The organism is Desulfobaculum bizertense DSM 18034 (genome assembly GCF_900167065.1).
Taxonomy (GTDB): domain Bacteria; phylum Desulfobacterota; class Desulfovibrionia; order Desulfovibrionales; family Desulfovibrionaceae; genus Desulfobaculum; species Desulfobaculum bizertense.
Map to the genome: position 1 here is coordinate 285,218 of NZ_FUYA01000002.1, position 21,998 is coordinate 307,215.

15 protein-coding genes are annotated in these 21,998 nt (G+C 50.7%); 6 read left to right on the plus strand and 9 right to left on the minus strand.

All coding sequences use genetic code 11. The features are described 5' to 3' along the window. The first annotated feature begins 2 nt into the window (after window positions 1-2). Both B5D23_RS04205 and B5D23_RS04210 read left to right on the plus strand, forming a co-directional pair. Window positions 3-1,727, plus strand: coding sequence for a hypothetical protein (locus B5D23_RS04205; protein ID WP_078684156.1), 1,725 nt, complete (start codon window positions 3-5; stop codon window positions 1,725-1,727). Window positions 1,728-1,777: 50 nt separating this feature from the next. Continuing rightward, window positions 1,778-3,187 carry a hypothetical protein gene (locus B5D23_RS04210; RefSeq protein ID WP_078684157.1) on the plus strand — a complete coding sequence of 470 codons (1,410 nt, stop codon included), beginning with the start codon at window positions 1,778-1,780 and terminating at the stop codon, window positions 3,185-3,187. 133 nt (window positions 3,188-3,320) lie between these two features. Here the strand turns inward: B5D23_RS04210 and B5D23_RS04215 are convergent, their stop codons facing one another. The 9 genes from B5D23_RS04215 to B5D23_RS04255 form a co-directional block, all read right to left on the minus strand. After that, window positions 3,321-4,055 (minus strand): GntR family transcriptional regulator, encoded by a 735-nt coding sequence (locus B5D23_RS04215; RefSeq protein ID WP_234985065.1) that lies wholly within the window; start codon window positions 4,053-4,055, stop codon window positions 3,321-3,323. 375 nt (window positions 4,056-4,430) lie between these two features. Continuing rightward, complete coding sequence (locus B5D23_RS04220) at window positions 4,431-5,861, minus strand: Na+/H+ antiporter NhaC family protein (protein WP_078684158.1); 1,431 nt, start codon at window positions 5,859-5,861, stop codon at window positions 4,431-4,433. A gap of 149 nt (window positions 5,862-6,010) precedes the next feature. After that, window positions 6,011-7,012 carry a D-cysteate sulfo-lyase gene (locus tag B5D23_RS04225; RefSeq protein WP_078684159.1) on the minus strand — a complete coding sequence of 334 codons (1,002 nt, stop codon included), beginning with the start codon at window positions 7,010-7,012 and terminating at the stop codon, window positions 6,011-6,013. Between the two features lie 24 nt (window positions 7,013-7,036). After that, on the minus strand, window positions 7,037-7,420 hold the full coding sequence (locus tag B5D23_RS04230) for a RidA family protein (protein WP_144012533.1): 384 nt from the start codon (window positions 7,418-7,420) through the stop codon (window positions 7,037-7,039). A 395-nt stretch (window positions 7,421-7,815) separates the two neighbouring features. Then, window positions 7,816-9,099: a DUF4857 domain-containing protein gene (locus B5D23_RS04235; protein ID WP_078684161.1), complete on the minus strand. Its 1,284-nt coding sequence runs from the start codon at window positions 9,097-9,099 to the stop codon at window positions 7,816-7,818. Beyond that, window positions 9,093-9,764, minus strand: coding sequence for a hypothetical protein (locus B5D23_RS04240; RefSeq protein WP_078684162.1), 672 nt, complete (start codon window positions 9,762-9,764; stop codon window positions 9,093-9,095). Before B5D23_RS04240 ends, B5D23_RS04235 begins: the two co-directional genes overlap by 7 nt. Window positions 9,765-9,803: 39 nt before the next feature. Continuing rightward, a complete protein-coding gene (locus B5D23_RS04245; RefSeq protein WP_078684163.1) occupies window positions 9,804-10,697 on the minus strand; it encodes an ABC transporter ATP-binding protein in 894 nt (297 codons plus the stop codon). A 1-nt stretch (window position 10,698) separates the two neighbouring features. Next, window positions 10,699-13,152 (minus strand): TonB-dependent receptor plug domain-containing protein, encoded by a 2,454-nt coding sequence (locus B5D23_RS04250; protein WP_144012534.1) that lies wholly within the window; start codon window positions 13,150-13,152, stop codon window positions 10,699-10,701. A 142-nt stretch (window positions 13,153-13,294) separates the two neighbouring features. Continuing rightward, window positions 13,295-16,213: a M16 family metallopeptidase gene (locus B5D23_RS04255; RefSeq protein WP_159445905.1), complete on the minus strand. Its 2,919-nt coding sequence runs from the start codon at window positions 16,211-16,213 to the stop codon at window positions 13,295-13,297. 188 nt (window positions 16,214-16,401) lie between these two features. Between B5D23_RS04255 and B5D23_RS04260 the strand changes: the two genes are divergently transcribed. Genes B5D23_RS04260 through B5D23_RS15280 form a run of 4 tightly spaced genes read left to right on the plus strand, consistent with a single transcriptional unit; the run spans window position 16,402 to window position 21,995 of the window. Continuing rightward, window positions 16,402-18,249, plus strand: coding sequence for an extracellular solute-binding protein (locus tag B5D23_RS04260; protein ID WP_078684166.1), 1,848 nt, complete (start codon window positions 16,402-16,404; stop codon window positions 18,247-18,249). After that, complete coding sequence (locus tag B5D23_RS04265) at window positions 18,246-19,352, plus strand: microcin C ABC transporter permease YejB (RefSeq protein WP_078684167.1); 1,107 nt, start codon at window positions 18,246-18,248, stop codon at window positions 19,350-19,352. Before B5D23_RS04260 ends, B5D23_RS04265 begins: the two co-directional genes overlap by 4 nt. Next, window positions 19,345-20,376: an ABC transporter permease gene (locus B5D23_RS04270; protein ID WP_078684168.1), complete on the plus strand. Its 1,032-nt coding sequence runs from the start codon at window positions 19,345-19,347 to the stop codon at window positions 20,374-20,376. The genes B5D23_RS04265 and B5D23_RS04270 overlap by 8 nt, the downstream gene beginning before the upstream one ends. Further along, window positions 20,373-21,995 carry an ABC transporter ATP-binding protein gene (locus B5D23_RS15280; protein ID WP_078684169.1) on the plus strand — a complete coding sequence of 541 codons (1,623 nt, stop codon included), beginning with the start codon at window positions 20,373-20,375 and terminating at the stop codon, window positions 21,993-21,995. The genes B5D23_RS04270 and B5D23_RS15280 overlap by 4 nt, the downstream gene beginning before the upstream one ends. Window positions 21,996-21,998 lie beyond the last annotated feature (3 nt).

The following is a 21,998-nucleotide window of genomic DNA, read 5'->3' on the forward strand; positions in this document are numbered from 1 at the left end:
AAATGTCTCTAACCAAAGCTATACGCCAGCTGTGTCTGGCATGCTGTCTTGTCGCTATGGCTGCGGCATGTGCATGGGGTGTTGAATATGAGCCAGAAGCGGCTCAGCCTGCATCGGAGCCTGTTCAGCAGGCAGAACCTCAGGCTATGCCTGAGGAAGATGTTGAGATTGTGGTAGAAGCTGTTGTGGATCCTGCAGATCAGCAGGCAGAGGCTGAAGTTCAGGCCCTTGTCGAGGCTCCTAAGCAGGTCGAGGTTCCTGAGGCGGCCAATGCTGAACAAAAGGCAAATGACTTTTTGGCTCGTCGAGGAGTTCTTCAGGGATGGAACCCGGACAAAAATGTTTTTATTGCAGTTGGTCTTGCTAAATTTGATTCCGAAGACCCCTCTTATGATGACAGCTTTCTCATCAAGCGTTCCTTGAAGACAATGGAAGCCACGCTGAGTGCTAAAGCTGAAATTATTGAGTATGTTCATACTGAAATGAGCGCTATGGACCAGGCGGAAACTCCTGGTACTGATCTGTATGCGAAGTTCAATGCGAAAGTGGATATGCTGCATCGAAAGATTGAGGCACAGCGCCGTGCAACAATTAAATTGTTGGAGCAGGTAGATAAGGCTGAAGCTGATGCTCTTCGTGGCGTCACTGTGCGGGATAGAGTGAAGGCTCTTCTTGATGCGGCAATTAAAAAACTTGATGAAACGTACAGCTCTGGAAAACTTGCTGCAGATAAGCAGAAGAAATTCCTGAAAATTAAGGAAAGATACACAGAAGCTCAAGCTGAACTTGAAAAGCTTCAGCAGGAGATGGCTGTGTTTAAGGATCAGGAGCAGGAAACACTTTCAAGCAAGATAGCAACAATCGCTGCAATGCCTCTTTTGGGTGCAGTCACTGTTGCTCAGTATGAGTCTTGGGATGAGGATGAGGAGGCTTTCGAAGTCGCAACAGTTCTTGCGTGGAGTAAATCGAACGAAAAAACAGTTCGGGCATTTTTGGAAGGAAAAGAAATGCATGCTCGCCCAGGAACCAAGACTTTAGCCCAGTGGGTTTCCAGTCAGGATTGGGCCTCCGCTTCAGGCGGTCGTAAGTTTAAAGATAATAAAGGTGATATTCATTTTATAGGCATTTCTGCCGCTGCGGTTGGTAACTCTTCTTCAACGTGGAAGCGTGCACGAGGCATTGCTGAACTGATGGCAAAGAAAGAAGTTGCAACAGCTGTGTTTGCAGATGTCTCTTCTCAGAAAAAAGCAGAGCAGATGTTGAAAACATACAGCGTAAATGGAAAAGATAAGACCATTGCTGTAGAAAGTTTTGCTTCTAAGCTGAAACAGTCTATCGAAAATCGACACATTAGCGGATTGGGCAAAATTTATGGACGTGAGTTGGTTCATCCAATTTCTGGTCAGAAAATTTATGTAGCTATTTATGGAATGAGTAGCAGTTCTGCGAAGCAGGCGTTAAAGATGCAGGATAGCAACTATGTGACCCGAGCTATGGATGTTAAGCATCAGAAAGTTCAGGCTGCAAAGCAGCAGGCTGGTGTGGACGCTGTGAATCGAGCCAAACGCCAACAGGTCAAGGTAAAACAGTTGGCTACGCCCGTTGATAAGCGTTCTGCAGGCGCTGGGCGGGCAGTAGCTCCAACGCAATCCCAGAAGCGAAAGACAGGAGCTGGAGCTCAGTCAGGAGTGTATGGTGGCGCTGGCTCAGATGATTTTGATTGGTAGAACTTTAATGAAGGGGCAGCGGATGCTGCCCCTTTTTTTTAGGATAAAATATGCGTTTTATATTTTCGATGTTAATTTGCTTGCTCAGCATTACGCCAAGCTTTGCCGCAGATTTTTTACAGCAGAAAGCACAAGGGATGTATCAGCGTGGAGCTGATATTCAGGTCGTAAAATCGTCGCAAACTGGTGTTGGCGTGATTGCTCTTGGCCATGCCTTTAATGGCGATTCTCATAAAGCACTTGAACTGGCCCGCATGGATGCTCTCAAACATTTGGGGGCGTATTTGCGAGGGGAGCGGGTGACCTCAACTGATCAGGCAACATTTGTGAGCAATGGGGATGAGTGTGCGGAGGCATTCTTTTCCCAAATGACAACACATGTTGATGCCTTTTTAAAAAGTGCAGAACAGGTTGCAAGCGGTCGATCCCAGAAGGAAACCTGGGTCGCTGTCGCTGTAACGCAGCGGGGGAATGCTGTTCATGGAGAATTGGATAAAATAAGTTCCTCCAATGAGGTAAAAGCTAAGGGCTTTGGATCCTTGCAGTCTGGGCAGGTGAAAGCTCGCCAGATTGCGTTAGGGCAAGCTTTACGAAATGCTGTTGAACAATATCTTGGCGTCAGCACAGTTTCTCGGTCAACAGCTGAAGATGGCGGGAATTTGCGAAGTGGAGTTTCTGCTGTTTCTCGGGGGCATGTTGAAAAGTATTCAGTTATCAAAGAGTACGTGGCGAATGGGCAATATGTCGTAGAAATAGCGGCTCGGGTTTCTGAAAAAGAAAATGGAACATCCCTCTCCGCTGTGAAAGAGAGCCTTGGGCGCCCTAGCTTTTTTATTTATACGAAAGATCAGCGCTTGCGTGAAATGCTTATGGAAGTCCTTTCGGACAATGAGCTCCCTGTGACTGCTCAAGAGTCTTCTGCTCGCTATGTTTTGCTCGCAAAGGTGAAAAAACAAAAATACACACTCCCTGCAGATGAAAAGATGAAGGGAATGAAAACCACCATTACAATTGCTGCATGTGACAGTAAGAATGCCTCTGATGCTCTTTTTACTGTAAAAAATGATCCAGAAAGAAGTATTGAAGTTTCGGCAGATGATGAACTCCTTGAACGGAATTCATATAAGTATGCATTGGAAGACGTGCAGAAAAAATTTGTTGGACAGATAAATAAGACGTTGAATCAACAATTTAACAATGGCGCCAAGGTCATCGTTCGCTTAATTCGTTTTGATAGAATGCGAGATGTTGATGAATTACGAAGCTGCATGGAAGATATGCCGCTGATGAAAAGTGTCAGCGTCCGCCCTGTTCGAAACCGAATTGCAGAATATGTTTTAATATATGCGGGGGATCCGACTTCACTTCAACTCGAAATTTTGAAAAAATCTCGAAATTATAGATTGCGAGGACTACGGGCCAAAAATACTCGCGATGGAGCTTTGGCGTTTACATTTTAAATGCCTAGCGTCTGGCTCCATGTAAAATACGTTGAGGGTCTCCATCGAGATGGAGACCCTTTTTTTATGAAAAAAGCCCCGACACGTGGAGGTGTGGGGCTTTCGGAAAAACTCTTTGGGAGCGAGGAGGAACTTAGACTTCTTCTGCGACATCAACGCCAAAGCGTGCCATTTGTTCACCCGACTCAATATAGTGCTGGCGGATGATTTTTTCGAGCTGAGCGGGGTTTCCCGCCTTGAGTGCGTCAAGAATCATTTTATGTCGTGCGTAAATCATCTTGGGTTGGAACAGCTTGACCCAGTGGCGATAGAGCAAAAATTTTGAGATTCCCTGGCAGGAGCGTCGACACAGATCGATCAGCAGCTCATTATCGATTTTGGAGAACAAGATGCCATGAAAGGCGTTATCAAGCTCGGTAAGTTCACTGTCAGGGTCCCCAGCCTCGGCGAGGTGCCCCATTTTCTGGAGAATTTTTTCCAGAGTAGAAAAGTCCTCTTCTGTATAGAGGGGGAGAGCTTCTGTGACAGCAGCGGCTTCCAGAACGCCACCCGTAAAGTAACTGTCTTTAATCTGCTTTGCAGTTAGCGCCACAATAGTTTTTGCCTTTTGTGGCTTGGAATCAATAAGTCCATCATGGGCGAGTACCTGTATGGCCTCTCGGATTGGTGCTCTGCTGATTCCTAGTTTTTCAGCAAGCTCGACTTCCTTTATGGGGTCGCCTGGAGATAATTCTCCATTGAGGATGGCCTGTTTGATATATTCAACGACCTGCTCGCTGTATGTGAGTTTTTTGATACCGTTCATAGTGGCTCCCAGAGTAAAAGGATCAGAAATAACGGCAAAGGGTTTTGTTTCGAATGATTTCATTCAGTTACCGAGAGTTTGGGTTGCTGTCGAGTGTCCACACTGCGTGTTTTTTGTGGATTTGGGGCCTTAGTTTAAAATCTTAAAAACAAAGTGCAAGATATTCTCATGAGTGGGGAGAATGAATCGCGCAGTGATAAACGTATAAAATACAGTAAAGTATAGTCACTTGAAAAGACTCAAGGGGCTATACTTTACTAAGAAGAGGGATGTTGGACGTCTATGTATATGACTAAAGATGTCAAGTGAATCATGGGGAAATTCTCTTGTATCAATCAAAAACACAGGTGTCCGAGGGAATAGATGGTGCGAAATATTTTTATGCGGATGATCCTTTGTAAAATTTGGTTGGGGGCCAGAGGCCCCCTGACTTCGTGCTTAGGCCTCGCAGCTTTCTTCTGAGACGAGCACTTCTTCGTCTGGAGCCGCATAAGCGCGGTTCCAGCCAGTGACGGCAGAGAAGACCAATGTTGCAAACAACGCCCATGAGTAGGGGTTCAGCAACGCTGCGGAGATAGACGGAACACTCAGGTTGAATGCTTCCGCTGCGGAAACAATTGCCGCATACCAAGCTGCGACGACGATGTGCCAAGGGAGAATGAAGAAGATGGTGCAAACAGCACAATCCATAAGGTTGGCACGTCGTGCCGGGGCAAGGTTAAATTTTTCGCCAATAGGCTTGACCAAGCTTGGACCGACGAGTAACTCTGCGGGCGCGTTAGCCGAGATGGGAATCGAGGCTAAGATTGTCACTCCAATGATGGACAGTTCTGCCTGTCGCACAGAGTTGATAATGAATTTTTCTGCAAAGCGCAGAATCCGGGCCATAATCCCGCTTTCGACCAGTATTTGAGTTACTGCGAGAATAAGAAGGGCGAAGATGATGGCTCCAACAACGCCGTTGATGCCATTCTGGATGATACCGGTAGAGACGCCTCGTGCTTCGGGAATGTGGAAGATTGCCGAAAGCTTGAGGTTACCAGTGATGACTCCAATGGCACCAGCGGTAATGTTACCATAGATGAGCGATTCAATGATGTGTCGGCCAGAAAGTGCAGAACCGACAACCACGAGAAGTGCAAGCAGCATCAGAGCGCCAGAAGGATTCATCTGGGCCTGGAGTTCGGGAAGAGGCTTCAAGGTTCCGCCGCCACCGAAAATCAGGAAAATAGCAATGGCAAAGGTTGCAGCGACCATTGCCAGCGGGAATCGGCTTCGCACAACGTCGCGCATCGTTGCGCCCTGTGTGAAGGCAGAAACGATTGTCGTGTCAGAAATCGGGGCGAGGTTGTCACCAAAGGCCGCGCCAGAAAGAATGGCTGTTGCCAAAAGTGCAGGGTCAGCTCCCAGAAAGCAGCCCGCCGGATAAAGAACAGGAGCAAGCGCAATACATGTTCCTGTGCTGGTACCTGTGCCGAGTGCAAAGAGTGCCGCCGCTGCAAAAACCATCACAACGAAGACAGAGCCTTGCGCTCCTGTCGTCATTCCAAGCCACAGCAGGCCATCAACCAGCCCGCCTGCAACCATCAGTTTTCCGAATACACCAGCAAAAAGCCATGCAGTGATGATGACGATACCCGTCTTGTCACCAATGCCGCGCATTGCTGCGTTACAGTATTCTTTTTTGTCTTTTGCGAAAAAGAGGCCAGCAACAATGGCCATCCAGCCGCAAGCCCAAAACGGTTTTGTTCCGCCCATTTCCTCGACAGAAAGCCAGACCAGTCCGCCCACAAGGACAAACAGAGGCACCAGGCCTCCCCATATCCCACCATGCAGCTCTAGACGTCGTTCGGTGGTATCCTGCTCCATAAGAATGTCTCTCCAGTAGATAAGAGGATTGCTGTGCGAGCGTAAGCGTCTGGTGCTGAGTCTGCACGAGGAAGCTCCGCCCGTTATCTGATAGAAAAAAGGCGCCGGTCTCGTTGTAATACAACGAGACCGGCGCCATGCGTTAAGAATTAGCCACGGAAGGTGTCGAGGTATGCGTACAGTGCAGGGGAGCCACCAGTGTGCAGGAACAGGACATTGGAGCCTTCTGCGAAGTGACCCTTGCGGACGAGGTCTACCAGACCAGCCATAGCTTTGCCGGAGTAAACCGGATCAAGCAGGATGCCTTCGGTGGAAGCCAGCAGTTTGACGGCTTCAACCATGCTCTCGGTCGGCAGGGAGTAGCCTGGTCCAACGTAGGAGTCAAAGCATTCGACTGCTTCTCTGGGGATGCCGCCCTTGACACCAACGCGCTCTGCGGTTTCCTCAGCGAGCTTGTGGACGATCTCTTCCTGAACGTCCTTGGTACGGCTCACGTTGATGCCGCTAACCGGGATGCCGGAGTTGCAGCCAACCATACCAGTCACAACACCAGCGTGGGTGCCAGCGCTACCGCTCGGAACAACCATGTGGTCAATGTTCAGGCCCATTGCAAAGAGCTGCTCAAGGGTTTCCTGTGCGCAGGAAACGTAGCCCGTTGCGCCGATGGTGTTGGAAGCTCCACCAGGAACGATGTAGGGCTTTTTGCCCTGGCCAGCGAGAGTAGCTGCCAGCTTTTCCATTTCACCCATCATGTCGGAACCACCAGGAACAACGGTGATGCTCTTCACGCCCATGAGCTGGAAGAGGAAGTTGTTGCCAGAAGCTTCGGGGCTGTAGGTGCCTTTGACGCGCTCTTCGAGAACGAGATGGCAGTCCAGGCCTTCTTTGACAGCCCAGGAAAGGGTCAGGCGGCAGTGGTTAGACTGAACAGCACCGCAGGTGATGATGGTGTCTGCGCCCTTGTCCAGTGCGTCAGCGATGCAGAAGTCCAGCTTACGGGTCTTGTTGCCGCCAGCGCAGCCGGGGAGGAGGTCATCACGCTTGATGAAGATGTTGACCTTGCCACCGAGAGCCTTGGAAAATGCGGGAACTGCTTCGATGGGGGTTGCTTCCTTAACGTAGCCACGACGGGGGAACTGTGCGAGATTCATGGAAATGTCCTTTCTCAAAAAAAATTATTTAAGGGTGATAACTGCTTCGACTTCGATGTCGGAACCAAGAGGCAGGGCAGCGACCTGGAATGCGCTGCGGGCCGGGAAAGGTTCTGCGAAGTACTGTCCATAAACTGAATTAACAGCCTGGAAGTCGGCGATGTCGGCGAGGTAAACAGTGACCTTGACGGCATTGTCGAGAGAGGTGCCAGCCTCTTCAGCGATAGCGCTCAAGTTTTTGAAGACCTGATGTGCGCGTTCTTCAATGCTCCCCTTGGGCATTTCACCTGTAGCAGGGTCAATGGGAAGTGCTCCGGATGTAAACAGGAGGTCGCCAGTGACGACGGCCTGAGAATATGGGCCAATGGCTGCGGGAGCCTTAGAAGTGTCAATGATTTGTTTGCTCATCAGTTGTTCTCCATAAATATGGTCAGTTGTTGAAATGACGAATGTATAATGTCGACATTTCGTTCAGACATTTTTTTCACTACATGCGCGGTGGGAGCTTGTCAACGCGATTGGTCAAAATTTCACATGTGAAAAGAGCGTTTTTTCTGTAACTCCTTTGCAATAATACATTTATTAATGTGATAAAATTTTATCAGCAAGAGGAGGAGACAAACCAAAAATCGGGAAAATGGGGACGAAGAAGCAAAAAAGAAAGAAAGGGGGAATGCTGTGAGGTGAGGGGTGAGTACTTCGTTTAACTGAGCAATTCTGTCTCAAGGCGCTGCGAGAAGTGAGAAAAGCCCGATTGCTCGGGCTTTGTGTTTTTAGGCGTTACCATTCAGGTCTGGGTCTGTTCACGCGTGTTTGCCTCGAGATGACTGCTGCGTTGTGCTGTGCGTTTTTTGCTGAAGAGGTCCCCACAGAAGGAGAGCGAGAAGGCCGTAACTGCCTGTAATGAATACCAGCAGGCAGTCCGCAGGTCCCGGAAGCGAGGCGAAGCGTCGTTTATGAAAAGGAACATAGAGAACAAGAGCGAGAACACATCCGAGGAGACTGAGAATTGGTGAGCTAAAGGCGTCTGTGATGCGAAGATGCACAAAGCGGGAAAGGCCACTTGTTGTCTCTATGCGGAAGGGGAAAATGCATGCTCCTATTTGTGTCCAGCGTTCTTTTTGAGCTGATGAGAATTCCAGTGTGTAATTATGAACCTGCTTCCATTGCGTGTTCATCGCAAAGGCCAGGATTTCAGCGTCTCGGCGTTGCTGCACGATGCGGTGAAGCGGTGTGGTTACCAGCATAACGGAATCACGTTTTGGATCGTACTGCTCCAAGGGGAGTTTTTGCAGCCTGTAGTCATTGCACATGATGGCAAAGACAGCGTCTGTCGTGACGACCAGTCCATAAAATTCTTTTCGTTCATTTTCCATGACGAGAATTTGCTGAACGGCTTTTTCAAAGCGCTGCCCTGTGTTTGTACACACGGCTTTGCCGTGAATCATCATCAGATGGAAGAGGGTTCCCTTCGCGTCGACAAAGAAGTTACCCCAGTCAAAAGGCTTTTGGTTCGTAGGATTGCTTCCTGTCTTTTGTATGGGAAACGTGACGCCTGCTTTGTGAAGTGCCGTGCTAAACTCGGCAGATTTTTGGGGCAGGACAGTATTGTCTGCGGTCTGAATGAACTCTACGCCGTCGGAGCTGTATCGGAACATGTCTGAAGGGTACTCAAGGTGCGCAACGTCGGGTTCGGCCTCAAAGAGCATCTGGAGTGGAGGCTCTGGGGTGTACACGTCTCGGGGAAGTATCCGGACGAACTGAAGCTCGCGGCGGGCAATTGTTGTGTCTACAGGCGTTCCATCAACCTCTGCGGGAAATTCTCCCCATTTGGCAAGATTGCCATGAAACATAAAGGGGAGTGCGCGGCAGTAATCTTTGTACTTGAGGTGCTCTCCAGTTTCCGTATAGCGCTCCATCCCCTTTTCTGAGCTTCGCTGCATAAGGAACATGTCCTTAATGGGACTGTAGAACAGAACAGGGGCGGCAGACTTGACCGTGGTTGCGCGTGAATACAGTGATGGAAGAGCACTGGCAAGAACTGCAACCGTTAGCAGAAGCGTGCACAGTCGAGAAATATTTACCATCGTGCACCTCTTTTAAATCTGTTTGCCAGAACATCCAGCGGGAAAAGCCAGAGAAGCGTGAGCAGGGCAAAAGACAGAATACTGTGCTGATAGGCTCCCGGAATTTCGGATGCAAAAAAGGGCTTCAAAAAGAGAGCCGTGAGGATGCCAAGAAGGAATTTTCTGGTCCAGAGAGGTTCGACAATAAGAAGCACCGTTCCAAGGTATGCCGGGTAGCTTGCGAGCATCCATGGCAAGGCTGTCAGTACGGAGCGGATGACCATTTCTCTGGGCAGATAATGCGCAACAAGAAGGCTGAGTCCGCCAAGGCTGACGAGAAGGCCCGCCGAGCAAATGAGAAGGCCGGTAAAAATGATAAAGTAGAGGCTGACGCGGTGCCGGACTGGAAGATGAAACAGCAGTCGAAGACGTTTTCCCTGGCATTCTGGGACAAACTGAAAAAGTGCAGTCCAGATGCCACAAAAAACTCCTGCTGGAAGCAGGGAATCAAAGAACACTTTGTCGTAAAAGACTGCATCAAGCCACAGCATGAGCGGCCCAATGATTTCGTTGACATGGCGAAAGGTGATGAGGGCATCACCAAGGGCAAGAGCGATAAAAAGGAACGGGACCCAGAAAACATATCTCAGCTTGAGCCATTCCTTGTATGCAAGTGAAGAAAGCATTTCGAATCCTTCGGGGTGGGCAAGGACGCCGTTCGTTCGTTAATATTTTCCGGTAATTCCTATAAACGCATCTTCGAAATCCATTGGTGTTTCGGAGATGCTCTCACGAGAGAGGCCAAGGCGTTCGATACGCTCGCCAAATTCCAGAGCTGAGAGATATGTGTACACATGAGTTCTGGTCCGGCTGTGCTCAACATTGGCGATCCTCTGACTCGAAACAAGGCGTTCTGTCTGTGGGGAGTGGGGCAGGCTGTAGTGATGAAAAGACGAGAGGAATGTGTCTTTTGAGCCTGCAACAAGGGTTTTCCCGTGCTGAATAATGATCATTTGATCGATGAGCTTGTCGAGATCCTGAACAACATGCGAAGTCACAAGAACTGTTGTGCCTCGTTCTCGTACGTATTCCTGAAGGAACTCAAGAAAAAGCCTTCGGTACCCGACATCAAGCCCCATTGAATAGTCATCCAGCAGCATAAGCTTGGGGTTCTGGGCCATGATAAGCCCAAGCACGACCTGAGAGCGCTGGCCGCAGGACATGCGGGATATTCGTCGGGTTTTGGGGACGTCAAGACGGCCTACGAGATCGTAGAACACATCGTGTTCCCAGCGAGGGTAGAACTGTGAGTAAAAGCGTTCAATTTCCTGAATACTCATGAAATCATACTGAATGAAACGCTCGTGCAGCAGGCCAATGTCGCGTCGGGTTTGCGGTGAGATGGCGTTACTTGGTTCTCCCAAAACAGTGCAGGCCCCGGAAAGGGGGCGCAGGAAGCCCATCAGAATATTAATTGTGGTGGTTTTCCCTGCGCCGTTTTTTCCCAGAAGCCCGAAAATGCCGCCAGACTGGACCTCAAAGTTCAGACCATTGAGAACGTGTTTTTCTCCATAGCTGTGCTTGAGGTTTTGGCAGGATATAACGGTTTCCTGTGTCATATTAGAACTCGTACGTTGCACCCGCCCAGAACTGGCGGCCGTTTACCTTGTTGCCGTCCCGGTCCACAATGGATGTGGCATCAAAGACATTCATGACGGAGAGATTTAAGGTCAGAAGCTGGTTTTTGTACTTCCATGCTTCGTAATCAAGCTGCCAGTCAAAGGTCACGAGCTGGTCGATGTTGGACTTTTCGTATTTGTAGTAATTCACTCCGTCGTTATCGGTGTACTTGCCTTTTTTGACGAGCGTGGTCATGGCGGAGGCAAAGCGGGTCGTGTTGGTAAAGGTCAGGCGGTCAAAGAATTTTCCGGAGTAGACAAAGGCCACGACCCACGGTCGATTGAAGGCTTCTGCCGGAAGATCTGTACGGTTAATGAGTTCTCCGTCGTAATAGACTTTGGAGAAGTCATAGCCTGCAATACCGCTCTCAAGGCTCTGGTCAGCGTAGTCCGCAAAGTTTGTCTCTTTTTCGGAGTAGGTTGCACTCAGAGAGACCCAGTGATTTTCGTTAATATTTTTAGCGAATTTCAGAGTGTATCCCTCGTAGTCGGTGCGGCCTTGGTTAGACAGGATGTAGGATGTGTCGCCGCCGTCTCGAATTATGGATGTACTAAACTGGTCGCGATGCTTGCGGTTGACGTATTCAAAGCTGGCAATGCCACCAAGGACTTCGGCAGAAGCTCCAAGGGTGATTTCGTCAGAGTAGGGTGTGTCCATCTCTCCCAGATTGTATTCTTTTGTTCCCGTTGTGCGGGTTTTTCGCCAGTCAGACAGCTCTCCGGTGCTGGAGTTGAGAGTGCGCATGTAATAGGTCGTCGGGGTCATGTCCCGAAGAGCATACGACATGATTGGTGCTCCGTAATATCTGTTTGCACCGGCTGTCAGTGTGTATTTCCCATCACCAAGGATATCGAAGCTGGTGAACAGACGAGGCTCAAGATTCGTGTTTTCCAGAAGGTCATCGTAGGAGACGCGAAGGCCGGGGCGAAGCGTCAGGCGGCCAAAGGTGAGTGTGTCATCGAGGTAGGCAGCAAGGAGGTTCATATTGGCGCTTCCGTTGCTGCTGTCGATTTCACTTTTCAGCATGGTGTACTGCTCGCCGGGGATGACTCCCCCCTGTCCATTATCCTTCACAATGCTGGAATTCTTGGGAGCATAATAAGCCGTTCTGTCATCAAGGTAGGCATACGTACCAAAAACATTTTCAAGACTGACGCCCATGTTGAACGTGTGCGTTGTTGGCCCCAGCTCAAGCTCGGTTGTGGTGAAGTCGGCACTGGACGAAAAGGCTTTCTGGGTTGTTTCAGAGTCACCAAAACCGCCTTCTTTGGCGTTACGGGTCTCATTCCCCCACTGGGTTGATGTCCCATGAAGCTTTGTCCATGTGGTGTGTACGTTGTTTTCTGCTTCACGCCTGTTTTCGGTTTCGCTGTAACCAGCGCGAAGCTCAAGCTTGCCCAGATCAAGTTTCTTTTCAAAACCAAGAGCGAGGCTCATGGAATTTTTATAGTTTTGGTATTCAGAATCCTTGCTGCTCGCCGTAAAGTTGTCTGCCTTGTATGGGTTGTACAAGAAGCTGATGTCCGCTGAGGTTTCGGAATCAAAGTCGTGAACAAGTTTTGCGAGGAAGTTTTCATTCGCCCTATACTGGTCTTTCATGTCGTCCATGTAGTGCAGGGGAATGGTTGAATGCTGAATGGTGTATCCCAAAAGTGCGCCTGTGGATTCTGACAGCGGGACATCAATGGACACTGAACCGTCATATCTGCTGAAAAATGGCTGATTTTCCGGATTCGAAGACAGTTCAAAGTCGTCATTGTCATTGGGGCGCTGGTTTGACCATTTGTCACGGGTGTGCCGTGCGCTCAGCTTGCCCCCCAATTTTTTCTTGGGATCTCTGATTTTGGCATCAACAACACCACCAGTGAATGAGCCGTATTTGGCTGGGATGTTGCTGGTATACACCTTGATGCTGTCTATAAGGTCTGTATCGATGAACATGCTCTGGGCTGGCGCCGAAGGGAAGCCTGTGGGGCTGTTGCTGAATCCTTCTGGAGAAATATAGTTGTTGATCCCCAGACCATCGATGTTGAACCGGGTTTCATAGGGCTTTGCACCAGAGATGGATATTTCAGGTGGTGCAATTTCACCGCCCTGGAGTGAGCTGCCAAAGCTTTCGTCAAACTGGATGTCTGACTGGATTCGCAAGCTTTCTGTAATGCTTCCTGTTGCGCTAGGAAGCTTGTCGAGTTTGTCGCGATCGATGACGATTTTGCCTTGCTCATGTGGTGCTGCCTTGACCTCGACCTTGTCGAGAACAATGACGTTGTCTTCTTTTTCTGGCTGCGCGGCTTGTGGTTCCTGTGCAAAGCCTGTTGCAGAAAAGGCCAGAATCAGGGCGAGGGTTGCGATAGCTTCTCTGATTCGTTTGCTGTGTCTTCTCTTCCGTTTCAAAACGTGCTCCTTCTCTATCCTTCTTTGTCGTGAAACTTTGGCTTATGTATGAAAATGAAATTCTTTTTCAATTAAGCCCTAAAAAAAGCCCCAGCCGCACAATTGCTCGACGAGCATGATGCCTGGCTGGAGCTTTTTGTTTTTATTTCTGGGGAAGTACTGTGAACTGCGCGCGACGAGATGAAGAGAACAGCTCTTTTGCAAGAGTGTTCATGTCGTCCACAGTGCTTTTTTTAATGATCTTTTCGCGCAGGGGCTGGCGAGCCATTGTCCCTTTGCGCAGGGTTGATTCTGATTGCAAAAGCATGCTCCAGAATGACAGCTTTTTTCGTGCATTGATGCGGGCCGCAAGGAGTTGCCGCTGGGCACGGTCAAGCTCATCCTGAGTGATTCCAGAATCTGCAACGGCATCAAGAATGCGCTGAGCTTCTGTGCTGACAAGCTGCTCTTTGCCTGCGTCTGTGGTGGCATAGGCGCATATGATTCCGTACGGGGCAAAGTCCGGACGGGTCCAGCTGAATGCAAAGGGGGAATATGCAGCTCCGAGCTTTTCCCGAATCTGGATACGCATCCGGTCCGAAAGAACTTTGGTCAGGATGCTGTAGCGGATTTCTCGCAGGAGTGCAGGGTCATCTGCCTGAGCTGTTTCAGAAGCCGGGCCGGGAATGGCGTAGCCAATAAGAACACCTGCCTGCTGGAGTTCTCCTGTGAGGCGGGCCTGAACATGCTGTCCCGCCGGGAAGCTGTTGCTGAACTGTGCCGTGGACACATATGCAGCTCGCTTTTGATCTCCAAAAATCTGACCAATCTGTTTCTGGAGGGCATCAGGAGCAAAGTCACCAGCAGCAGTGAATGTCAGTTTGCCTGTTGCCAGCTCCTTTTTCAGGAAATCCTGAAGCTCTGCCAGCGTGAACTGCTGGGCTTCCTTGTATGTCAGCGCCGGAACGATGACTCCACCAGACATGAAGGGGAAACCTTTGCTACGCATCAGGCCGGAAGCGGTTCCGGTGCGGTCTGTTTCTTCACTCTGCAAGAGCGAAAGAGCGGAATCGAAATCTGACTGGCGGATATGCTGGTCGAGGAGGATAGATCGCATGCCGTGGAGCAGCAGAGGCAAATCCTTGTTCAGGCTGGACCCTGCAATGACATGGCTGCTTGCCCGGGTTCCAAGATTCAGCTGGATGCTTTTGCCTCCAAGGGCCTGCATGAATTCAACCCGAGTCAGCTTGCCGGGACCTGTCATGGCGACGCATTTATTGACGAGCTGCGCCATTTTCTGTTCTCGGGGTGTCAGGTCATTAAGGCCTCTCCCAAACATGAGGCTCAGCTCGACGCGGCGTTTTTCCACCGTGCTTGGCTTCATGTAAAGCGTCATGCCATTGTCAAAGTCTACGTGGCGGAAAGCGAATGTTTCTGGAAGTTCGCTGTGCTCATCCTGCGCTGTGACCTGTGCCACATGAGACGATGCTTTCAGGTACGGGAAGGGCTGGGCAACGTGCTCTTTCCATGCTGAAACTGGCACGTTAGACGCGGCATTCCAGACGTCAAGCACGGTTTTTTCTGGTGTGGAAGACGCAATGGGGAGTCCGGTGAGGGAAACAACATGTTTTCCTGTGCTCCACAGGCGTTTCAGTGCGCCTTCGGCTTCGGCTTTGCTCATGTCTTTGAGCATGGGAGCATAAAGGGCCATTGACTGCTTGGCAGACTGGTAGACTCGCCCGCTATTGAGGCAGGCGATGATTTCTTCGGCGATGCTTTGCGAAGATTCAGCCTTTTCGTGCATGATGTTGCGGCGAATCGCCGTCATAAAGAACTGCTTTGCCCGCTGGAATTCCTGCTCAGTAAAGCCATATGTCGTGGCTCTGCGAAGTTCATTTTCCAGCAGGGAGAGGGCGGATTTCCAGTCGCCGTTTTTGGGCATGGCCATCATTCCAGCATTTTTGAACTGGGAAAATGGCATGGAGATGCGCGAAAATGCCTTGAGGGCCGGAGCCTTTGGAGAGGCGCAAAGGGTCATCAGGCGGTCTCGCAGTATCTTGGCCGCAAGCTGCTCGGCCAGTTCCCGTCGCTGGAGCGTAACGCTGTCCTGTGGGCGATGACGGGGGTGAAGCCGTTCAACCATGACAAGAGGAGCGCTTCCAGACTTGGGATCATAAAAGGCCACTGGAGAGGTGGAGGAGATGTCTCCCCACTGTGGAACCTCTCGGCGTGGAGCCTTGGCGCGAAAGTCTGCGAAGGTCCATCGTACAAGTGGCTCAATGCTGTGAGGATCAAAATCGCCAACCATGACCAGAACAGTCAGCTCCGGACGGTACCAGGCTTCGTAAAAGCCGCGGAGGAGTTTGGCGTTTGCCCCGCGAATAATCTGTTCTTTGCCAATGGTGGGGTCCGTGAAGCGGGTTCCGCCATATACGCGGTCTAGTCTGCGCTGGCGAGCGCGGGACTGAATTGTATCGCGAGCGGTTTTTTCTTCCAGAATTACGCCGCGCTCATTGCTGACTTCCTGCTCAAGGATGAGAGCACCACGGGCAAAATCAGAAAGAACGGTGAGGCCTTTCTGGATTTCTTCATTGGAATTTTGCGGCAGGTTCAGTTTGAAGACTGTTTCCTGCATTGCTGTATGAGCATTGGTGTCTCCGCCAAAGCTCATGCCATTTTTTTGGAAATAAGTGATAAGTTTGCCCGGAGCAAAGTGCGTGGAGCCATTAAAAACCATGTGCTCCATGTAATGGGCAATGCCTGCCTCATTTTCCCGTTCCATGAGTGAACCTGCCTGCACATCGAGCTGCATGACCGTTCGTCCCTTGGGGGTGTCATGGTGCAGGAGTACATAGCGGAATCCGTTATCAAGTCGTCCAAAAACAGCGCTTGGGTGTGGAGAAAGGTCAGAACCTTCGTGTGGCCATGAACCGTTGAGCCAAAAGGCTTCTTGCTTATGGTGCTCAGCTTGTGCTGCATGAGCTTGTGATCTTCCTGCGTAAGCGATCATAACACCTGCGCAAAGTATCGCCAGACTCACGATGCACCATCGTTTCTGGTTCCATTGTGGTAAATGAGTCATGTATCCATCCGTCCGTTCAATTTGAGAGTGTGTTCGAAGAACGAGTAGTTGAATGGGCATTCCTCGTCAAGAATGAAATTCAATTTCATTATCGATTGATCTTGACTTTGAAATTCAATCTCGAATAAGAGTTCTCCTAAACATGGCTGATTCGCAGCTCGAATTTTAGTGGTTGGAGAACGTATTTTATGAGCCTGTTACGACGACTTCGGGTCGTGTGTTTTGTGTTTTTAGGTTTAGGACTTTTGGGCTTTTATCCGCAGTCTAGCGAGGCAAAGGTCCTTTCTGCCCTAACCCTTGGAAAGGCCCCGCAGCTTTCGTCTGATTTTCAGCATTTCCCCTACGCAAATCCCGATGCTCCCAAAGGAGGACAACTCCGGCTCGCGAGCATTGGAACATTTGATAGCTTTCATCCCTATGTTGCCCGTGGGATTCCTGCGGCAGGAATTGGACTGGTGAATGCAACGCTGACGACCTCGTCCCGGGATGAACCGTTTACCCAGTACCCTTATGTTGCCAGCTCATTCGAGCTTGTGGACGGCGGGGCAACACTTCTGTGCCATCTCAATCCACGTGCACGTTTTTCTGACGGGCATCCCGTGAGCGCAGAGGATGTGGTTTTTTCCTTTGATGCCCTTATGCACAAGGGCAGTCCCATGTATCGCAAATACTATGCGGGAATTGTGCGTGTGACTGCACGTGATGCGCATACCGTGCGCTTTGAGCTTGCCGATGCAAAAAATCCGGAGCTTCCGGTTGTTGCGGCGCAGCTCCCAGTCTTGCCCGCGCACTGGTGGAAAGGCCGTGATTTTTCGAAACCGACTCTTGAGCAGGCGCCGGGCTGCGGCCCGTATGTAGTGAAACGCTCATCCACTGGCTACAGCGTTGAATATGAGCGGGTCAAAGACTGGTGGGGTGCAGACCTCCCTGTCAATGCGGGACGTTTTAATTTCGATCGTATCCGTTTTGATTACTACCGGGACAGAACTGTTGCTGGCGAGGCATTTCGGAGTGGTGAATTTGATTTTCAGATGGTGAGCAGTGCGAAGTCGTGGGCCGAGGAATATGTTGGTCCTGCGGTGGACGCCGGACTTTTGAAGAGAGAGGCCATTCGTCACACTCGTCCGTCAGGAATGCAGGGTTTTGTGATGAACACCCGTCGTCCTCTTTTTGCTGATCGCAAAGTTCGTCAGGCTCTTGGACTCGCGTTTGACTTTGAGTGGACAAACCGGGCTTTGTTTTATGGGCAGTACGCACGCTGTCTAAGCTTTTTTAGTAATTCTGAATTTGCCAGCTCTGGCGTTCCACAGGGGAAAGAGCTTTCCCTTTTGGAGCCGTATCGGAGCGCACTTCCTCAGGAGCTTTTTGTAAGCCCGTTTACCCTGAGCAAAAGCGATGGCTCCGGGCGCATTCGTCCTCAGCTGCGCAAGGCCCTCACGCTTCTTCGTGAAGCGGGCTGGACCTTGCGGGACGGAGTGTTGAGGAATGCTCAGGGGAAAAGCTTTGAGTTTGAAATGCTATTGCGTTCTCCCAGCATGGAGCGGGTGGTTCTGCCATACCAGAAGAATTTGAAGCGGCTTGGCATTACCATGCATGTCTCTCTGGCTGATTCCTCCCGCTATATTCGCCGTATCCGTTCGTATGACTACGACATGGTTGTTGGGGTTATGCGCCAGTCTGATTCGCCGGGAAGTGAGCAGCGGCTCTTCTGGACAAGTTCGGCGGCCAAAACTCCGGGGACAAGAAACCTTGCAGGGATTCAGAATCCCGTTGTGGACGGGCTTGTCGACAAAGTTATCGGCGCTCAGAACAGGGATGAACTTCTGACTGCGGTTCATGCACTGGACCGTGTACTTCTCTGGGAAGCCTATGTTGTTCCGGGCTGGTATAGCCCCATTGATCGCATTGCCTACTGGGATCGCTTTGGAATGCCGAAGCTTCGTCCTTCGCGGGGAACAGATCTCTTTAGCTGGTGGTTTTCTCCTGAGGGAGATGCCCGGATTCAGGCCGCAGGCTTTTCTGGGGCACAGCAATGAGTTCCTATTTTATTCGGCGTCTTGCGCTGGTGATTCCGACACTTTTAGGCATTCTTGCCCTGAATTTTTTTGTTATCCAGACCGCTCCCGGAGGGCCAGTTGACCAGTTCCTCGCCCGGATGTCTGGCGATTCTCCAGAGCTGATGGACAGGATTAACGGCGGCACGGACGATGGTGTGGGAACTGTTTCCCTCGAAGAATCCGGAGCGGGGACAGGAAGCTCATACCGGGGCATTTCTCCTGAACTCGTTCGCGATGTGGAAAAGATGTACGGCTTTGACAAACCGATGTGGCAGCGCTTTGTGGATATGCTGTGGCGCTACATTCGTTTTGATTTTGGAGACAGCTTTTTCAAGGGGCGAAGCGTTACTGAACTTTTGGCGGATAGCCTGCCCGTGTCCATGTCTCTTGGGATTTGGAGCACGCTGATTATCTACCTTGTGTCCATCCCGCTTGGCATCAAAAAGGCCGTTCATAACGGGAGCCGCTTTGATGCCTTGACTGGGCTTGCTGTGGTCATTGGGAATGCTGTCCCTGTCTTTCTTTTCGCGATTGTCTTGGTCGTGCTGTTTGCTGGAGGAAGCTATTTCAAATGGTTTCCTTTGCGAGGGCTGGTGTCGCCGGGCTTTGAGCAGATGAGCACATGGGGGCAGCTTCGTGACTATGTGTCGCATCTGATTTTGCCCATTTCGGCAATGGTGATTGGGGGCTTTGCGACGTTGACCATGCTCACCAAGAATTCATTTTTGGACGAGATCGGGAAGCTCTATGTCACGGCAGCAAAAGCTAAGGGCCTGACAAAGAACCGAGTTTTATATGGTCATGTTTTTCGAAACGCTATGCTGATTGTCATTTCAGGATTTCCTGCCGCATTTGTGCATATGTTTTTCACTGGCTCGCTGCTTATTGAGGTCATTTTTTCGCTGAACGGAATTGGACTTCTTGGTTTTGAAGCAGCCATGCAGCGGGATTATCCTGTGATGTTTGCAACGCTGTATATTTTTACCCTGATAGGGCTGGTCACAAAGCTTATAAGCGACATGACCTACATGTTTATTGATCCGCGCATTAGCTTTGAGAAGCAGGGGGGGAGCAATGTTTAAGTTTTCCCCTCTGACTCTTCGCCGTTTGCGCCTATTTCGGCAGAATCGGAGAGGTTTTTGGTCTCTGGTGCTCTTTGCCATTCTTCTGAGCTGCTCTCTGGGGGCAGAGTTTCTTGCCAACGATCGGCCGCTCTTTGTGTGGTATGAAGGGCAGGCTTTTTTCCCTGTTGTGCAGGACTACGCAGAAACGACGTTTGGAGGCGATTTTGATGCTCCTGCGGATTTTCGCGACCCGTACATCGCCAAAAATATCAAAGAAAAGGGCTTTGCCCTGTGGCCCCTGATTCATTTTGCGGATGACACCATTGACTATTCGCTGACCGTTCCTGTTCCAGCTCCGCCCTCGGTGCACCACTGGCTCGGCACAGACGATCAGGGCCGAGATTTACTTGCGCGTCTGATTTATGGCTTCCGAATTTCCGTGCTGTTTGGCCTGCTTCTGACACTCTTTAGTTCCGTTGTTGGGATTTGTGCCGGAGCCATTCAGGGCTATTACGGTGGCAAGGTCGACCTTGTGACTCAGCGCTTTATGGAAATCTGGTCTGGAATGCCTGTGCTGTACCTTCTGATTATTCTCTCCGACATGATTCAGCCCGGTTTTTGGTGGCTTCTTGGCATCATGCTGCTCTTTGGCTGGATGTCTCTGGTTGGTGTTGTTCGGGCAGAGTTTTTGCGTGGGCGAAATCTCGACTACGTCCGCGCTGCCCGGGCGCTTGGCATTAGGGACAGGACAATCATGTTTCGCCACATTTTGCCAAACGCAATGGTGGCAGGGCTGACCTTTCTTCCGTTTTTGCTCAATGGCGCAATCGGGACGCTGACCTCTCTGGATTTTCTTGGTTTTGGCATGCCCGCAGGCTCTCCATCCCTTGGAGAACTGCTTGCACAGGGAAAGGCGAACCTCCACGCACCGTGGATAGGTCTCTCGGCGTTTTGTGTACTTTCTCTTTTACTCACGCTTCTTGTGTTCATTGGTGAAGCAGCGCGAGACGCTCTTGACCCAAACAGGAGTTCCTCGTTGTGACGTCTTCTCTTCTTTCTGTTCAGAACCTCGGCATTTCTTTTGGAGAAACTCAGGCTGTCCGGGATGTCTCTTTTGATATTCATCCCGGAGAAACCCTCGCCCTTGTCGGTGAGTCTGGTTCAGGAAAATCCCTTACGGCAAAGTCTGTCATGGGCCTTTTGCCACCGGGAGCGCAACTGACAGGTGGCTCGGTTGTGCTCGACGGGATGGATGTCCTGAGTGCCAGTCCGCAGGAGTTGCGCCGTATCCGTGGAGCTGTTTCTGCGATGGTTTTTCAGGAGCCTCGGCCCAGCCTGAACCCCTTGCACACCATTGAGAAAAATATTTGTGAGACGCTGCTCTGGCAGCAGGGAATTTCTGGGCAGCAGGCAAAAGCCCGATGTCTTGAGCTTTTGAGGCTTGTAGGGATCGACAATGCGGCCCAGCGTTGTGGTGCATATCCACATGAACTGTCGGGTGGCCAGTGCCAGCGTGTCATGATCGCGGCAGCTCTGGCCGGAGAACCACAACTTCTTATTGCGGATGAGCCGACAACAGCTCTGGATGTGACTGTGCAGAGTCAAATCCTGGAGCTGATGGCTCGCCTCACTCGCCAGCTCAAAATGAGCGTGCTGTTCATTAGTCATGATCTCCGGCTGGTGCGGCAGTATGCAGACCGGGTGTGCGTTATGCACGACGGGATGCTTGTTGAGCAGGGGGGCGTTGAGCAAATTTTTTCTGCCCCAAAACATGCGTATACCCGGCAGCTTTTGGGGGCAGGACTTCATGGTCAGCCTGTAGAGCTTTCTCCTGTGGCTCCTTCCGTTTTGACAGCCCGTGAGATGCGGGTGTGGTTCCCCGTGAATACGGGGGTGCTGCGGCGGGTTCGGAGTTACGTCAAAGCCGTTGATGGAGTCTCTCTGGATATTCGTCAGGGGGAGTGCATTGGCCTTGTTGGTGAGTCTGGCTCAGGCAAGAGCACTCTTGGAATGGCGCTTTTGCGGCTGCAGAAAAGTGAAGGGCAGATTCAGTTTGCCGGACAGGACATTTCGTCTCTTTCAGAAAAAGACCTGCGCCCCATGCGAAAGAAGTTTCAGGTTGTCTTTCAGGATCCTTTTGGTTCCCTGAGCCCGCGTATGAGCGTTGGAGACATTGTTGCCGAAGGACTGTGGGCGCACGAAAAGCTCCGCAGGGAGGAGGCGGAAACGCGGGTTTGTGCGGCGTTGGAGGAAGTCGGTCTGGATGCTGAAACGCGTCACAGGTACCCACACGAGTTTTCTGGTGGTCAGCGTCAGCGGATTGCCATAGCTCGCGCTCTTGTTTTGAAGCCGCGCCTTCTTTTGCTGGATGAACCAACGTCATCACTGGACCGTACCGTACAGTTTCAGGTGATTGACCTTTTGCGAAAGCTCCAGCGTGAGCGAGGGCTTTCATATTTGTTTATTACGCATGACCTGCATCTGACTCAGGCATTTTGCCACCGGGTATTGGTTATGCGTGAGGGGAAAATTGTTGAGTCTGGGGCGCCGCAGGATGTGTTTTTGCGCCCACGGCATCCATACACACAACAGCTTGTTCAGGCTGCAAACGCCTGTGGCAGCTTTTCTGGTGAATCGGAAAGGCTGCGCGAGGCAATATAAGGG

What these genes read in the sequence shown, in the direction of transcription:
- B5D23_RS04205 (WP_078684156.1), top strand. Translation starts at nt 3, where the DNA reads ATGTCTCTAACCAAAGCTATACGCCAGCTGTGTCTGGCATGCTGTCTT.
- B5D23_RS04210 (WP_078684157.1), top strand. Translation starts at nt 1,778, where the DNA reads ATGCGTTTTATATTTTCGATGTTAATTTGCTTGCTCAGCATTACGCCA.
- B5D23_RS04215 (WP_234985065.1), bottom strand. Translation starts at nt 4,055, where the DNA reads ATGAAATCATTCGAAACAAAACCCTTTGCCGTTATTTCTGATCCTTTT.
- B5D23_RS04220 (WP_078684158.1), bottom strand. Translation starts at nt 5,861, where the DNA reads ATGGAGCAGGATACCACCGAACGACGTCTAGAGCTGCATGGTGGGATA.
- B5D23_RS04225 (WP_078684159.1), bottom strand. Translation starts at nt 7,012, where the DNA reads ATGAATCTCGCACAGTTCCCCCGTCGTGGCTACGTTAAGGAAGCAACC.
- B5D23_RS04230 (WP_144012533.1), bottom strand. Translation starts at nt 7,420, where the DNA reads ATGAGCAAACAAATCATTGACACTTCTAAGGCTCCCGCAGCCATTGGC.
- B5D23_RS04235 (WP_078684161.1), bottom strand. Translation starts at nt 9,099, where the DNA reads ATGGTAAATATTTCTCGACTGTGCACGCTTCTGCTAACGGTTGCAGTT.
- B5D23_RS04240 (WP_078684162.1), bottom strand. Translation starts at nt 9,764, where the DNA reads ATGCTTTCTTCACTTGCATACAAGGAATGGCTCAAGCTGAGATATGTT.
- B5D23_RS04245 (WP_078684163.1), bottom strand. Translation starts at nt 10,697, where the DNA reads ATGACACAGGAAACCGTTATATCCTGCCAAAACCTCAAGCACAGCTAT.
- B5D23_RS04255 (WP_159445905.1), bottom strand. Translation starts at nt 16,213, where the DNA reads ATGACTCATTTACCACAATGGAACCAGAAACGATGGTGCATCGTGAGT.
- B5D23_RS04260 (WP_078684166.1), top strand. Translation starts at nt 16,402, where the DNA reads ATGAGCCTGTTACGACGACTTCGGGTCGTGTGTTTTGTGTTTTTAGGT.
- B5D23_RS04265 (WP_078684167.1), top strand. Translation starts at nt 18,246, where the DNA reads ATGAGTTCCTATTTTATTCGGCGTCTTGCGCTGGTGATTCCGACACTT.
- B5D23_RS04270 (WP_078684168.1), top strand. Translation starts at nt 19,345, where the DNA reads ATGTTTAAGTTTTCCCCTCTGACTCTTCGCCGTTTGCGCCTATTTCGG.